At 68.0% G+C, this 13,103-nt stretch carries 15 protein-coding genes; 11 read left to right on the top strand and 4 right to left on the bottom strand.

Features of this window, described 5'->3' with window-relative positions; translation table 11 throughout:
- The 7 genes from cobT (at position 1) to ALTAJ2_RS08455 (ending at position 5,304) form a co-directional block, all read left to right on the top strand.
- Positions 1-1,053, top strand: coding sequence for a nicotinate mononucleotide-dependent phosphoribosyltransferase CobT (gene cobT, locus ALTAJ2_RS08485; RefSeq protein WP_007109036.1), 1,053 nt, complete (start codon positions 1-3; stop codon positions 1,051-1,053).
- Positions 1,043-2,101 (top strand): pyridoxal phosphate-dependent aminotransferase, encoded by a 1,059-nt coding sequence (locus tag ALTAJ2_RS08480; protein ID WP_081603355.1) that lies wholly within the window; start codon positions 1,043-1,045, stop codon positions 2,099-2,101. Before cobT ends, ALTAJ2_RS08480 begins: the two co-directional genes overlap by 11 nt.
- Positions 2,098-2,886 (top strand): adenosylcobinamide amidohydrolase, encoded by a 789-nt coding sequence (locus tag ALTAJ2_RS08475; protein WP_007109038.1) that lies wholly within the window; start codon positions 2,098-2,100, stop codon positions 2,884-2,886. The genes ALTAJ2_RS08480 and ALTAJ2_RS08475 overlap by 4 nt, the downstream gene beginning before the upstream one ends.
- Before the next feature lie 26 nt (positions 2,887-2,912).
- On the top strand, positions 2,913-3,353 hold the full coding sequence (locus ALTAJ2_RS08470) for a hypothetical protein (RefSeq protein WP_007109039.1): 441 nt from the start codon (positions 2,913-2,915) through the stop codon (positions 3,351-3,353).
- Between the two features lie 125 nt (positions 3,354-3,478).
- Positions 3,479-4,240 carry a fumarylacetoacetate hydrolase family protein gene (locus ALTAJ2_RS08465; RefSeq protein ID WP_007109040.1) on the top strand — a complete coding sequence of 254 codons (762 nt, stop codon included), beginning with the start codon at positions 3,479-3,481 and terminating at the stop codon, positions 4,238-4,240.
- Between the two features lie 138 nt (positions 4,241-4,378).
- Positions 4,379-4,888 (top strand): YkgJ family cysteine cluster protein, encoded by a 510-nt coding sequence (locus tag ALTAJ2_RS08460; protein ID WP_007109041.1) that lies wholly within the window; start codon positions 4,379-4,381, stop codon positions 4,886-4,888.
- A 131-nt stretch (positions 4,889-5,019) separates the two neighbouring features.
- A complete protein-coding gene (locus ALTAJ2_RS08455) occupies positions 5,020-5,304 on the top strand; it encodes a translation initiation factor eIF-1A (RefSeq protein ID WP_081603348.1) in 285 nt (94 codons plus the stop codon).
- 290 nt (positions 5,305-5,594) lie between these two features.
- On the opposite strand, the gene ALTAJ2_RS08450 is transcribed toward ALTAJ2_RS08455, so the two are convergent.
- Positions 5,595-6,293 (bottom strand): SDR family NAD(P)-dependent oxidoreductase, encoded by a 699-nt coding sequence (locus tag ALTAJ2_RS08450; protein ID WP_007109042.1) that lies wholly within the window; start codon positions 6,291-6,293, stop codon positions 5,595-5,597.
- Between the two features lie 158 nt (positions 6,294-6,451).
- Here ALTAJ2_RS08450 and ALTAJ2_RS08445 point away from each other — a divergent pair, with 158 nt between their 5' ends.
- The 4 genes from ALTAJ2_RS08445 to ALTAJ2_RS19675 all read left to right on the top strand — a co-directional run bounded on the left by ALTAJ2_RS08445 (position 6,452) and on the right by ALTAJ2_RS19675 (position 10,063).
- The gene (locus tag ALTAJ2_RS08445) at positions 6,452-7,942 is read left to right on the top strand and encodes a phytoene desaturase family protein (RefSeq protein WP_007109043.1); all 1,491 of its coding nucleotides are present in this window, start codon (positions 6,452-6,454) and stop codon (positions 7,940-7,942) included.
- A 109-nt stretch (positions 7,943-8,051) separates the two neighbouring features.
- Positions 8,052-8,924: a prenyltransferase gene (locus ALTAJ2_RS08440; protein WP_007109044.1), complete on the top strand. Its 873-nt coding sequence runs from the start codon at positions 8,052-8,054 to the stop codon at positions 8,922-8,924.
- Positions 8,917-9,819, top strand: a complete 903-nt coding sequence (cruF, locus tag ALTAJ2_RS08435) for a bisanhydrobacterioruberin hydratase (protein WP_007109045.1) — start codon at positions 8,917-8,919, stop codon at positions 9,817-9,819. Before ALTAJ2_RS08440 ends, cruF begins: the two co-directional genes overlap by 8 nt.
- A gap of 82 nt (positions 9,820-9,901) precedes the next feature.
- Complete coding sequence (locus ALTAJ2_RS19675) at positions 9,902-10,063, top strand: hypothetical protein (protein ID WP_007109046.1); 162 nt, start codon at positions 9,902-9,904, stop codon at positions 10,061-10,063.
- 32 nt (positions 10,064-10,095) lie between these two features.
- Here ALTAJ2_RS19675 and ALTAJ2_RS19670 read toward each other — a convergent pair whose 3' ends face one another.
- From ALTAJ2_RS19670 to ALTAJ2_RS08425, 3 genes are all read right to left on the bottom strand, one after another.
- The gene (locus ALTAJ2_RS19670) at positions 10,096-10,248 is read right to left on the bottom strand and encodes a hypothetical protein (protein WP_007109047.1); all 153 of its coding nucleotides are present in this window, start codon (positions 10,246-10,248) and stop codon (positions 10,096-10,098) included.
- 69 nt (positions 10,249-10,317) lie between these two features.
- A complete protein-coding gene (locus tag ALTAJ2_RS08430) occupies positions 10,318-11,271 on the bottom strand; it encodes a phytoene/squalene synthase family protein (RefSeq protein WP_007109048.1) in 954 nt (317 codons plus the stop codon).
- Between the two features lie 117 nt (positions 11,272-11,388).
- Entirely contained in the window at positions 11,389-12,984 is a 1,596-nt protein-coding gene (locus tag ALTAJ2_RS08425; RefSeq protein WP_007109049.1) for a bacterio-opsin activator domain-containing protein, read from the bottom strand.
- Between the last annotated feature and the right edge of the window lie 119 nt (positions 12,985-13,103).

Raw genomic sequence — 13,103 nt, 5'->3', positions numbered from 1 at the left:
ATGCGCGTCGTCCTGCCCGCCGGAACGACCGAGACCGCGCTGATCGACGGCATCAGCGCCGCCGGGGCCGCACCGGAGCTGATGGAACACACGCCCTCGGCGGACGTCGAAATCGTCGAACACGGCGCGCCGATCATGTCGCCGGTGACGCCCGTGAGCCCGAACGGCTGTCCGACGCCGGCTGCCGTGACCCGTGCGGTCAGAGAGGTCGTCGGCTTCGACGTGTCGGTGATCGACGCGGGGCTCACGCAGTCGACGGCCGCGCCGACGGTCGACCTCGGCGGCGGCCCCGGGAACGACGTTCGCGAAGCGGTCGCCGTGCCCGACGCGGACGCGACCTTCGACCGGGCGTTCGACTACGGCGCGAGTTTGCCGGACGACGAACTGCTGATCGGCGAGACAGTTCCCGGGGGGACGACGACCGCACTGGGCGTTCTGACCGCGCTCGGCGAGCCGGCCGGCGTCTCCTCGTCGCTCCCGGAGAACCCGATCGAGCGCAAACGGCGCGTCGTCGACGAGGCGTTGACCGCGAGCGACCTCGAGCCGGGCGACTGCGAGGGGACGCCGCTCGCGGCGATCGAAGCGGTCGGCGATCCCGTCCAGCCGACGGTCGCCGGGATCGCGGCCGGGGCGCTCGAGACCGGGACCGCGGTGACGCTCGCCGGTGGGACCCAGATGCTCGCCGTTGCCGCCGTGTTGCGCCACGCGGGCATCGACGCGACGCTGTCGGTCGCGACGACCTCGTTCGTGGCCGACGAACAGGGCGATCGGCTCGCCGACGCCTGCGAGCGGTTCGACTGCGAACTGACCGTCACCGATCCCGGCTTCGACGAGCGCGACCACGTCGCGATGGACCGCTACTGCGCCGGCGAGGCCAAGGAGGGCGTCGGGATGGGGGGCGCGCTCTCGCTCGTCCCCGACGGCGAGATGGCGGCAGTCAGGGATCGCCTCGAGACGGTCTGTCGCCGGCTCGGAATCGAGGGCGACGCCGACTCGAGCGCCGAGGACGGTGTAGACACTGACGGTCCGACGGAGGGTGGTCGTGGACCCTGACGCCATCAGCGCCGGCGAACGGGTGCCCCACGGCGGCGAGACCGACCGCGACCTGCTTGACTTCTCGGCCAACACGAACCCCAGAACCCCCGCGGGCGTCGGCGACGCGTACGCGGCCGCGCTCGAGGCGTCCCGGCGTTACCCGGACGACGGCTATCCGGCCTTTCGCGCCGCCGCCGCCGACTTCGTCGGCTGCGAGCCGGAACGAGTGGTTCCGACCCCCGGCGGACTGGCCGCGATCCGGCTCGCGATGGAGACCGCCCTCGAGCCGGGCGACGAGGCGCTCGTCCCGTACCCCAGTTTCGGGGAGTACGCCCGCGAAGTCGAATTACAGGGGGCGACGCCGCGGTTCGTTCGCTATGACGACCTGACCGAACTCGGCCCGACTGTGCTCGAGCCGTGTGCGCTCGCCGTGTGCTGTACGCCGAACAACCCGACCGGCGACGCGATCGATCCGGACGCGCTCGCGTCGTTCGCCGCCCGCTGTGCGGACGCCGAGACGACGCTGCTCGTCGACGAGGCGTTCCTGGGATTTACCGATCGCCGGTCGATGGCGACCCTGGACCGCGAGCACGTCGTCGTCGCGCGCTCGCTGACCAAACTGTTCGGGCTGCCGGGGCTTCGGGCCGGCTTCGCCGTCGCGACCGGCGACCGGCGGGAGACGCTCGCAACGGCTCGCCGCGCGTGGTCGCTCGGGACGCCGGCCGCTCGGGTCGGCACACACTGCCTGCGACGGACGGCGTTCGTCCGCGAAACGCGCGCCCGCGTCGCCAGCGAGCGCGAGCGGTTGCGCGAGGCGCTCGAGGAACGGTTCGACGTCCACGATTCGGACGCACCGTACCTCCTCTGTGACGTCGGCGACCGGGACGTGGCGACAGTGATCGCCGACGCGCGTGCGGCCGGCGTCGCGATCCGCGACGCGACGACGTTCCGGACGCTCGATTCTCACGTCCGTGTCGCGGTCAAGGACCGAACGGCCAACGACCGGCTGCTCGCCGCGCTGGGCGTTCGCGAGCGCGCGGCCGACGATCCGGAAACGGAGCGATGACGGCCCCGGCCTACGACGCGGTTCGGCGGGCGGGCGTGCTTCGCGTTCGCCGACCCGACACCGAATGGCTCTCGACCGGCTGGAACGGCGGCCGCCGGACGGCCGACTGCGCCTACAACATCTCGGTCCCGGAAGGATGGGAACGAACGTCACTCGGACCCTACATCGGCGACCGCCTCGAGCGGGCGGGATTCGAGTCGACTGCCGGGGACGTGGCCGGCCCGGCGCTGCTGACCGGCGTCGACATCGCGGATGCTCGCGGTGCTCGGTGCGGGTCCGTGACAGCCTACGCGACGGCCGGCATCTCGAACCCCGCCGCGTTACCGATGGAACCGACTCCCACCGACCCGTCGGAGTCGACTGCGGTCGAAGCCGACGATGCGGGACCCGGGCAGGGGCGCGGGACCGTCAACGTCATCGTCGGAACGACGCGGGCGCTCGCGTCGGGCGCGCTCGAGAACCTGATCGCGGTCGCCGCGGAGGCGAAGGCGGCGACGCTGCTCGCCGAGACCGGGTTCCCGGGGACGACGACGGACGCGATCATCGTCGGCCACGACCCGTCGGGGTCGTCGGCGGCGTTTTCGGGCAGCGGCACCGACGTCGGCGCGGCGGTGCGTGCCTGCGTCCGAGAGGCCGTCCGGGCGTCGCTGAGCGCCCACTACGCGACCGCCAACGCGGAGCTGCCGGCAGCGGTCGACGATGCGACGTACGGTGTTTCGACCACCCGTCGGGCCGACGTTTTTCAGCCGATGCTCGCGAGCGAGCGCTCCCAACCCGACAGTTAATCCGTTGCGAGTCCAACCGTCGGCCGATGGTCGAGGACGACCCGTCAGCCGAAGCCGACGGTCCGTCAGCCATTCGGTCGATCGCGCTCTCGCCGGAGGACGCCGTCGACGCCTACGTCTACGGGCGGGAAAACCCGGGGGAGGCCGTCCTCCGGGTAACGCCGCCGTTTCACGGCCGGATGCGGGCCCGGATCCACGTCTACCACGTCGACGACGCCGAACTAACCGGTGCGGTGCACCTTTCCCCCGCAACCGTCATCGCGGACGATGTCCTCGCGGCGTACCCGGACCTCGAGTCGGCGCTGGCGGAGGCCGACGACGACCCCGCCGCGGACGACCGGCTCCGCGACCGCCACGCCGACGCCGTCGCGGAGTGGCGAACGCGGGCACGCGACGCGATCGCCGATTCGATCACGCTCGAGACCGACGACGGAACGCACCGCGTCGACCTCAAGACGCTCGGCTAGCGAGGCCGCGAGCACCGCGCAGCGGCCGACCGTCCCTGCTGTTCGCGGCGTGAAACACGGGGTCGGCCGGGCCGGGACGCCGACGAATCGATACCACTAATCGCTCGGACTCGAGACGCCCGCTAATGAAACTCGCGCGGATCGCAACGGACGACGGCCCGGTCGCGGGACGGTACGAGGACGGTGTCGTCCACGCGGAGGACGGCGTCTACGAGGTCGGTACGGACGCCGATTTCCTGCCGCCCTGCGAGCCTTCGGCACTGTACTGCGTCGGCCGGAACTTCGCGACGACGCTCGACCAGATGGCGTACGAACGGCCCGACGAACCCGACTTCTTCATCAAGCCGCCCGCATCGCTCGTCGGCCACCGGGACCCGGTTCCCTCGCCCGGTTTCAGCGACGAGGTGACCTATGCCGGCGAACTCGCGGCCGTCATCGACGACCCCTGCCGGACCCTCGCCGAGGACGAGGTGTCCGAAGTCGTCCGCGGCTACACGATCCTGAACGATCTGGACGCGCTCGACCAGAACGGCCGCACGGCCCGCAAGGCGTTTGACGCGTCCGGCCCGCTCGGACCGTGGATCGAGACCGCCGTCGACCCCACCGGGATCGACATGTACACCGACGTGGCGGGCGAGCGCCGCCAGGAGGCCACCACCGACCGCATGCTGTTCGATCCCGACGAGATCATCTCGCACCTCTCCGAGCGGGTCACTTTCCGGCCCGGCGACGTAGTCTCGTTCGGCAGTCCGGCCAACCCCGGCCTCGTCGAACCCGGCGACACCGTCGAGATTACCTACGAGGGCGTCGGGACGCTCCGCAACACCGTCGTCGACGCGAGCGAGCGCGAGAACCTCCCGCTCGAGGCGGACCCGGTTCGCGCATAGGTGGCCTCGAACGCGCGACAGCAACCCCACCGACCCACCGCCGGGCGGGACTGAAAGCGTGGCCGAAACGTCGACTCGAACTACCCCCACAAATCCGGGGTAGAAAGGCACTTCACGGCGACCGCCCACCGACGACACGTGAGCGCCGACACCCGACGCGTCGAGGTCTACCCCGACCGCGAGGTCGTCGTCGAGTTCGATCCCGATCTCACCTTCGAGTGCGTCGACGACTGTACGTGGTGTTGTCACCACGGCGTGCTCCTCTACGACCGGGACCTCCTCGAGTTGGCCCAGCGGGCCAACCTCGCGGAGACGACGACCGACTTCCGCGGCGAGAAGTTCGTCACTCGAGAGGCCAAAGACCGCGAGGAGCACGTCGCCGAGGACGGCCACGCGTGTGCCTTTCTGCGCGAGGACGGCCTCTGTTCGCTGCACTTGGACGCGGACTGGAAACCCACCCGGTGTTCGGTCTTTCCGCTCGCCGTCTGGCTCGAGGACGGCGACCTCCACGTCGATATCCGCGACTCGGCCCACGACCACTGCGAGGGGCTGAACGTCAGCGAGCGGTCGGTCATCGACAACCTCGAGGCCTTTCTGCCCGAACTGCTGTGGGACCTCGAGAATCCGGATTCGGACCGCGAACTCTAGGCCGGTAGCGATCGGTCGGCCGACGACGAATGTCAGTCGAGATGACCGGTTGCTATATAGATAGACAATACTATGCTGTGGGATACCACGTCTTTCCAAGCGTTTAAACGTCTGCCGCACATAGTTAAGTTGTGACAGAAGACTCCGGGCGACGGAACCTCCGTATGCCCAACAGCGATGAAGTATTCGCCGTCGTAACCGAACACCTCGGCGGCAACCACGTGCGCCTCCGCTGTGAGGACGGCGAGGAGCGACTCGGCCGCATCCCGGGTCGCATGAAATACCGGACCTGGATCGAGCAAGACGATATCGTCGTCGCCGAACCGTGGGACTGGCAAGACGAGAAGGCCACCATCGAGTGGCGCTACACCGGCCAGGACGCAGATCAACTGCGTCGCGAAGGCCACATCGATTGAACCCCGGTCGCGGCTCCGGTAACTACTAGATTTTACTGCCGATAGATCGCCCGTAGCGGCCGCGTCGGCGCTTGTAACCGTCCGTTTAGCCACACTCGAGTGACGAAGCGGAAAACGGCCGATGCCGCACACTCCTCGAGGTCCGACAGGTCGAGACGCTGTGAGCCCGGAGCCACGTTATGCCCGCTGAACGGCGCGAGCGCCCGCGCGCCGTCACGTCTCCCGTCCCTCCGGAGAGCGAACTGTACGTCACGAGTCGAGCATAGTCGGTGAGCCGACGGGAGACGCGACTACCGCGTCGCTTGTTTCCACTCGCGCAGTCCGACGACCGCCCCGTCGACGGCCGTTGGGTCCGCTTCGGTCGCCGCCCAGACGAACATCGGGGCGACGGCGTCCGGATCGCGGCCGGTCTCTCCCGACAGTCCCGTTGCAACGATCCCCGGGTCCAGACAGCCCACGACGTAGTCAGTGTCGGCGGCGAAGCCGCGAGTCACCGCCTCCGCCGTCGCCTTCGAAATCGCGTAGGAACCGTAGCCCGCCGTCCCGTCTCGAGCGACCGAGCCCGTCGGAACGAGCACTCGCGCATCGTCGTTTAAGTGCGGCAGCGACTCACGGATCGTCGCGTACACGCCGCGTCCGTTGGTCCGCCAGTGGTCGTCGAACGCGGAATACGATTCGTCGTCGGTCGGCGTCGCTCCCGCCTCGCCGTGATACACGCCCGCCGCGGGAACGACGACATCGATACCGGCCGCCTCGCCCGCCCGCGAGGCGGTCTCCGTCAGCCGCTCTACGTCGTACTCGTCGCGAACGTCGGTTCTGAGCCCCGCCGCGGTGGTCCCCGCGTCTTCGAGCGCGTCGACGGTCGCGTCGACTTCGTCCGCGTCTCGAGCCCCGACGACGACGGTCGCACCGTCCGCACCGAACGCCTCGGCGACGGCAGCACCGATGCCGCGTGTTCCGCCGGTCACGATGACTGTCTGGCCGTCCATACGCACCGTACGGCCGCGATCCACAGGAACCTACCGGACGGGGGGACGACCGCCGGGCTCGTGGCGAACTCGACGCCGCCCGCCGCGCCGACGACCGGTCGGATTCCCTACCTATGTATGAGACACGTTTAACAGCGGTCCGATACTCACGGTCGACTATGCAATCGCTGGCCGGTGAGTCGGTCGTCGTGATCGGGAGCGGGATCGGCGGGCTCTCGACGGCCTGTTACCTCGCCGACGCGGGTGCCGACGTTCGGGTCATCGAGAAGAACGAACAGCTCGGTGGTCGAGCGAGCCGCCTCGAGAAGGACGGCTTCAGGTTCGACATGGGTCCCTCGTGGTATCTGATGCCCGATGTCTTCGAGCGCTTCTTCGCTGATTTCGACCGGACGCCGGGCGACTACTACGATCTCGAGCACCTCGATCCTCACTACCGGATCTTCTTCAAGGACGGCGATCGGGTGGATGTCACGCCCGACTTAGAGCGGACGAAAGCCGTCTTCGAGGAGTACGAGTCGGGTGCGGGCGAGGCCCTAGAGCGGTACCTCGAGAAATCCAAGGAGAACTACGAAGTCGGCATGAAACACTTCGTCTACGAGGACCGGGAGCGCCTGCGGGACTACCTCGACCTCGACGTGGCGCGACAGGCGCGGGGCCTCTCGCTGCTGGGCTCGATGCAGGGTCACGTGGAGGGCTACTTCGACCATCCGAAGCTCCAGCAGATCATGCAGTACACGCTGGTGTTTCTCGGCGGCTCGCCGACCAACACGCCGGCGCTCTACAACCTGATGAGCCACGTCGATTTCAACCTCGGCGTCTGGTACCCCGACGGCGGGATCGGCGCGGTCATCGACGGCATCGCGGACCTGGGCGCGGAACTCGGCGTCGAGTACGACACCGATCGCCCGGCAACGGAGATCAAAGGCCGCACGGGCGGATTCGAGGTCGAAACGCCGGCCGGCCCCCTGCAGTCGGATCTGGTCGTGAGCAACGCCGACTACGCCCACACCGAGCAGGAACTGCTGACCCCCGAACGGCGCGGCCACGACGCCGACTACTGGGACGACCGGACCTACGCGCCCTCCGCGTTCCTCCTCTATCTCGGCGTCGAGGGCGACGTCGACGACCTCGCCCACCACACGCTCGTGCTGCCGACCGACTGGCAGGACCACTTCGATCAGATCTTCGAGGACCCCCAGTGGCCGGACGACCCGGCCTACTACCTGTGTGTCCCCTCCAAGACCGACGACGACGTTGCCCCCGAGGGCCACAGCGCCCTGTTCGTCCTCGTGCCCGTCGCGCCCGGTCTCGAGGATACGCCCGAAATCCGCGACGAGTATCGGGACGTGGTCCTCGACGATATCGCCGAAAACACGGGGACGGACCTCCGGGACCGGATCGTCCTCGAGGAGCGGTTCTCCGTCGCGGACTTCGCGGCCCGGTACAACAGCTACGGCGGGACGGCGCTGGGATTGGCCCACACCCTCCGCCAGACGGCCCTCTTCCGCCCGCCACACCGGTCGGCGGAAGTCGACGGACTCTACTTCGTGGGCGGCGATACCACACCCGGGATCGGCGTCCCGATGTGTCTCATCAGCGGCGACCTGACGGCGGAGAAAGTGCTCGAGGATCACGGAATCGAGGGCTGACCGTGCCGGAACCGCGAGGGACGGCTCGAGACGAGCAACTGAACCGACCTGCTTCCGGAACCGAAATGACCGTCCGCATCCGAACACCCGCCCGCTCGAGACGCCAGCGATGAGGGGGGAGCCGACGGGGGGAGGCGAGGCCAGCGTCGGCGAACAGCTGTCGTACCTGCTGACGCTCTCGCGGCCGCGGTTCTGGCTCTATCTGGCCGGGCCGGTCCTCGTCGGCGTCGCCTACGCCGCGGGGTCGGTCGCGGACCTGTTCACGCCGACGACGGCCGTCCTGTTCACGTACTTCCTCCTCCCCGCGAACGTCTTCCTCTATGGCATCAACGATATCTACGACCGGGAGATCGACGCGGCGAATCCGAAAAAGGACGATCGGGAGGCGCGTTATCGGGGACAGCGATCCGTTCCCGTCGCCGTCGCCCTCTGTGCGGCCCTGCCGCTGCTGTTCGCGCCGTTGCTCGCGGCGGCCGCGATCCCGTGGCTCGTCGCCTTTCTCGCCCTCGGTGCGGCCTACAGCGCCCCACCGGCCCGATTCAAGACGACGCCGGTGCTGGACTCGGTCTCCAACGGGCTCTACATTACGCCCGGTGTGGCCGCGTACGCCGCCGTCGCTGGCTCCCAGCCGCCCGTACTGACGATCGCTGGCGGCTGGCTGTGGGCCATGGGAATGCACACGTTCTCCGCGATCCCCGATATCGAGCCCGATCGCCAAACCGGGACCCGGACGACGGCGACGGTGCTCGGGGAGCGACGGACCTACGCCTACTGTGGCGCGTGCTGGCTGGCGAGTGCGGTCGCCTTCGGCGCGCTCGACGGGCGACTTGGTGCACTCATGCTCGTGTATCCGGGGCTCGTCGCCGCGATCGCGACCGCGAGTGTCGCCGTCGATCGGGCCTACTGGTGGTTCCCGGCGATCAACACCGTCGTCGGCGCGCTCCTGACCATGGGCGGCCTCTGGAGGCTCCTCTATGGATAGCGGCGAGTCGGCGGACCCGCCATCGCGTCCGACCGCGGAAGTGACCAGCGGGACGGCACGGGAGACGGTACAGCGGCGACTCGAGGCGCTCGTCCGCGAGAACCGGGTTACCGTCGCGGTGGTCTTCCCGGTCGTCGGCGCGGTGACGCTGGTCGGCAGCGCCGAAGGGATGCTCCCGGCACCGCTCGCGTACAATCCGCTGTTGATTCTGTTCGGAACGCTGGTGATGCGGTCGCCGCTGATCGTCGCCTTGCTGCCGACGATCGATCGACGGGCGGTCGCGTTCCTCGGCGTGTTGACGGGCTACACCTACGCCATCGAACTCGTCGGCGTCCGGACGGGCTGGCCCTACGGGACGTTCGAATACGGGATTCGACTCGGGCCGATGCTGGGCGGCGACGTGCCCCTGGCCCTGCCGCTGTTTTTCGTCCCGCTAGTGCTCAACGCCACCCTGCTGACGGTGCTAGTGCTTCGCGACCGAGCCGGACGCGTCGTTCCCCGGTTGCTCGCGGCGATCGTCGCTATCATCGCCGTCGATCTGGTTCTCGACCCCGGAGCCGTCGCCATCGGGTTTTGGGAGTACGTTCCGCCGGGCGACTACTACGGCGTTCCCCGCTCGAACTACTGGGGGTGGCTCCTCTCGGGGACCGTCGCCGTCGTCCTCGTCGATTGCGCGTTCGATCGCGCGGTCCTGCTCGAGCGGGTCCGGACCTGCGAGTTCGCACTCGACGATCTGGTGAGTTTCGTCCTGTTGTGGGGGGCGATCAACGTGCTCTACGGCAACTGGCTGGCGGCCGGCGTCGCCGGCCTGTTCTGTCTCGGCCTGTTCCGGACCGACCGCTACGACCTCGCGATGCTTTCGACGGCGCTCCCCGAGCGGTGGCGCGGTCGGTGACCGACGGCAGTTCGGTTCCCTGCGAGGAACGGGACGAACATGCCGGCACGTCACTTTTGCTCGTGACCGCCCTGCCATTGCTATGGCAACGCGTAACTCGATCGAGTGCCCCGTCTGCCGGGAGCCCCCGGCCACCAACCAGCAACTCGAGGAGCACCTGGTGTCCACGCACACGAAACGGAAACTCGCGAAGTTCATCGTCGCGGAAACGACCGTGCAAACGAACGAAGACGTCTCCGAGTAACGACGTGCGGTGACCACTCGCTGCCGGTCCGCTCAGACGAACAGGCTCGAGATGGCGTCGCCGAACACGAACAACAGAATCGCGGCGGCGACGATCAGCGCGAGCCATACGCCGAGTCCGATCGCGGTCGTTCGGCCCATCTGACGTTCTTCGTCGACGATATCCGAGTTCGCCTCTGTGGGCATACACTGGGCTTCGAACGCAGTGGCTACGAAAGTCGGGCCACTATATCGTGGGATTTGATAAACTGCCGGTCAGGATCGTGTCGGCACGCCGTCCCCGTGTTCCGGGTGTCGATGGTCACGGTCGGTCGTCGGCACCGCCGAGACCCGCTGGAACACGGCTTCGGGGTCCCGATTCCAGTGCCAGTGCCAGCGCGTCTTCGCCAGACACCACAGCTTCCGGGCCGTCGACAGCGACGGCTCCCGCGAGAGCACGTCGTACCCCTGGTTGCGGATGACGGTGTGGTGTTCGGCGTAGAGAACCGCCGCCAACAGGACCGGGAGCTGGCAGTCCTCGGGTAAGTACCTGATCCCGGCGACGCCCTCGCGATAGAGGTCTTCCGTGCGCTGGAGTTCGGCGGCCATCGCCCCCGCGAACGACTCGGAGTACTCGAGTCGCTCGATCTGTGCCGGGTCGACTCCGTGGTCCCGAAGCGTCTCCTGTGGCACGTAGATCCGGTCGCGGTCGCGGATGTCCTCGCGGACGTCCCGCAGGAAGTTCGTCATCTGGAACGCTTCGCCGAGTTTGACGGCGTGGGGGATGGCGATGTCCTCGGCATCGGGTTCCATGATCGCGGTCATCATCACGCCGACCGACGCGGCCGACCCGCGCATGTAGGACTCGAGGTCCTCGTAGGTCTCGTATCGGCTGGTCTCGATGTCCGTCGCCATCGCGTCGATGAACGTGTTGATCTCCTCGTCGTCGATCCCGTACCGCTCTCTGAGCTCCCCGAACGCCTCGAGCACCGGGTCGTCGGGCGCTTGCTCGCCTACCGCCTGCGCCCGGAGCGACTCGAGCTGAGCCCGCTGTGTCGCCGGATCGACGTCGTCAGCGTCGTCGACCACTTCGTCCGCGATGCGGAAGAACGCATAGAGGACGTGGGTCGCGTGTCGCACTCGCTCGGGCAGAAACCGCGTCGCGAGATAGAACGTCTTCCCGGTTCGCTTCTGTATCGCCTTGCCTGCGTCGATGTGTTCCTGTTGCATTCTCTGTCCCGTAGACCCTACCGACGGTGATCGGATGTCTCCACTACGACAGATGCATATAAAATAACCCCCCCTCACTATGTTCAGCCGGGCCGGGGCGGTCCGTCGGCGACAGCGTCACTCGAGGAGTTCGTCGAGCAGTTTCCGCTGGGCGGTTCGGAGGTGCTGGTGAAACGTCGACCGCGAAATGCCCATTGACTCGGCTAACTCCTCGCCCGACATGTCGCGGGGCCACTCGAAGTAGTTCGCGTAGTAGGCCTTCCGGAGCGCCGTGAGCTGGCGGTCGGTCAGCGACGACTCGAGGCGCGTCGTGATGCTTTCTCGAGTGGGCGTCGGCTCGTCGGTCTCGTGGTAGCTGACGAGTTCGACGCGGTCGTATCGACGCTCGAGCAGGTCGTACGCCGAGCGAGCGGAGCGGCCGTCCGGAAGCTCGACGGTGAGGTCGGCAACCGTATCGGCGACCGTCAGCTCCCGAATCACCGCGCCGTGCTCGCTCAGAGCCGCCACCAGTCCGTCGTCGGTGGTGACTTCGAGGATGGCCCGCCCGTCGTTTTTCGAGAGGATCGTCACGTCGCCGCCGTCCGGGGACGCGTCGAGGACGTCTTCGGGGGCGATCGCCCGATCGGCATGGAGGTAGAGATGCGGCGTTCCGTCCCCGTCGTAGGTCACGCCGCGGTAGCTGATCGCGGCCTCGAGCGTCGCCGACAGGGCCGTGACGAACAGCGACGGGTCCTCGATGGCGACCTCGACCGAGACGACGGTCTCGGTCGTGAGCATGCGCCTGACTTCGAGGGCGTTCATCGCGGTCGCGATCGTTCCGGCGAGCGACTCGAGCACGAGGAGTTCCCGATCGTCGAAGGCGTCGGCGTCCTCGGCGAAAACGACGAGGACGCCATAGGTGAGGTCGCCGTACGAAAGCGGCAAGGCGGTGACCGATCGGACGGCACCGCCGGCCCCGGTCGGCCACCACCGGTTGGCGTCCGCGACCGACTCGAGGTCCTGGATGACCGCTGGCTCGCCGTCAACGAACGCCCGAACGGCCGGGTGCTCCTCGTCGGTCCCGATGACGAGTTCGTCGTCCTCCAGGGGAACGTCCCCCTGACTGGCCCACTCGTGGGGTGAGAGCCGCTGTGCCGTGACGTCCGCGCGCCCGATCCAGGCGAGGACGTAGGGGTCCGTCTCGGCGAGACACGCACAGACCTCGTGTTCGATCTCCGTTCTGGTTCCCGCGCCGACGGCGGCGTCGGTGACGTTCCGGACGAGACCGTCGACGCGCTCGAGGACGTGTTCCAGTGCCTCCCGTTCGTCGCGTACCTGGCGGGCGTTCTCTTCGGCGGCGATCTCGGCCAGTTTCCGCTCGGTGATCTCGAGGTGAACGAGCGAGACCAGTCGCTGGCCGTCGTCGGTAAAGGGACTGGCACGCATCATGAACCAGCGTTTCTCGTCCGCCGAGTGACACGGGTACTCCAGCTCGAAGGAGTCCCGCTCGCCCGCGAGAACGGCTTCGATTCCCGCGGTCGCCTGCCGGGCGTATTCGTCGTCCGCAGTCGCGGCTGTCGCGACGTAATCCGCGCCGACGTGGTCATCGGGTCCCGGGCCGAAGTCGCGCCAGGATCGATTCGTCAGGAGGATTTCACCCTCGTCGTCGATGACAGCGACGGTAACGGGGAGCGTCTCGAGCGTCGCTGCGGCGAGTTCCTGCCGGGAAACCATCGCTCGGACGTACGGTCTGCTGTGGCTTAACACGATTGGCACAACGGGCGGTGCGGTGTGACCGAGTCGCGTCGTCCACGCTCACCCCATCACCGATGGCGTGCCTGTGACCGAGCCTC

It is taken from the genome of Natrinema altunense (genome assembly GCF_000731985.1).
GTDB classification, from domain to species: domain Archaea; phylum Halobacteriota; class Halobacteria; order Halobacteriales; family Natrialbaceae; genus Natrinema; species Natrinema altunense.
The sequence above is the reverse complement of the archived record's forward strand: the minus strand, read 5'-3'. Positions and strand labels throughout refer to the sequence as shown.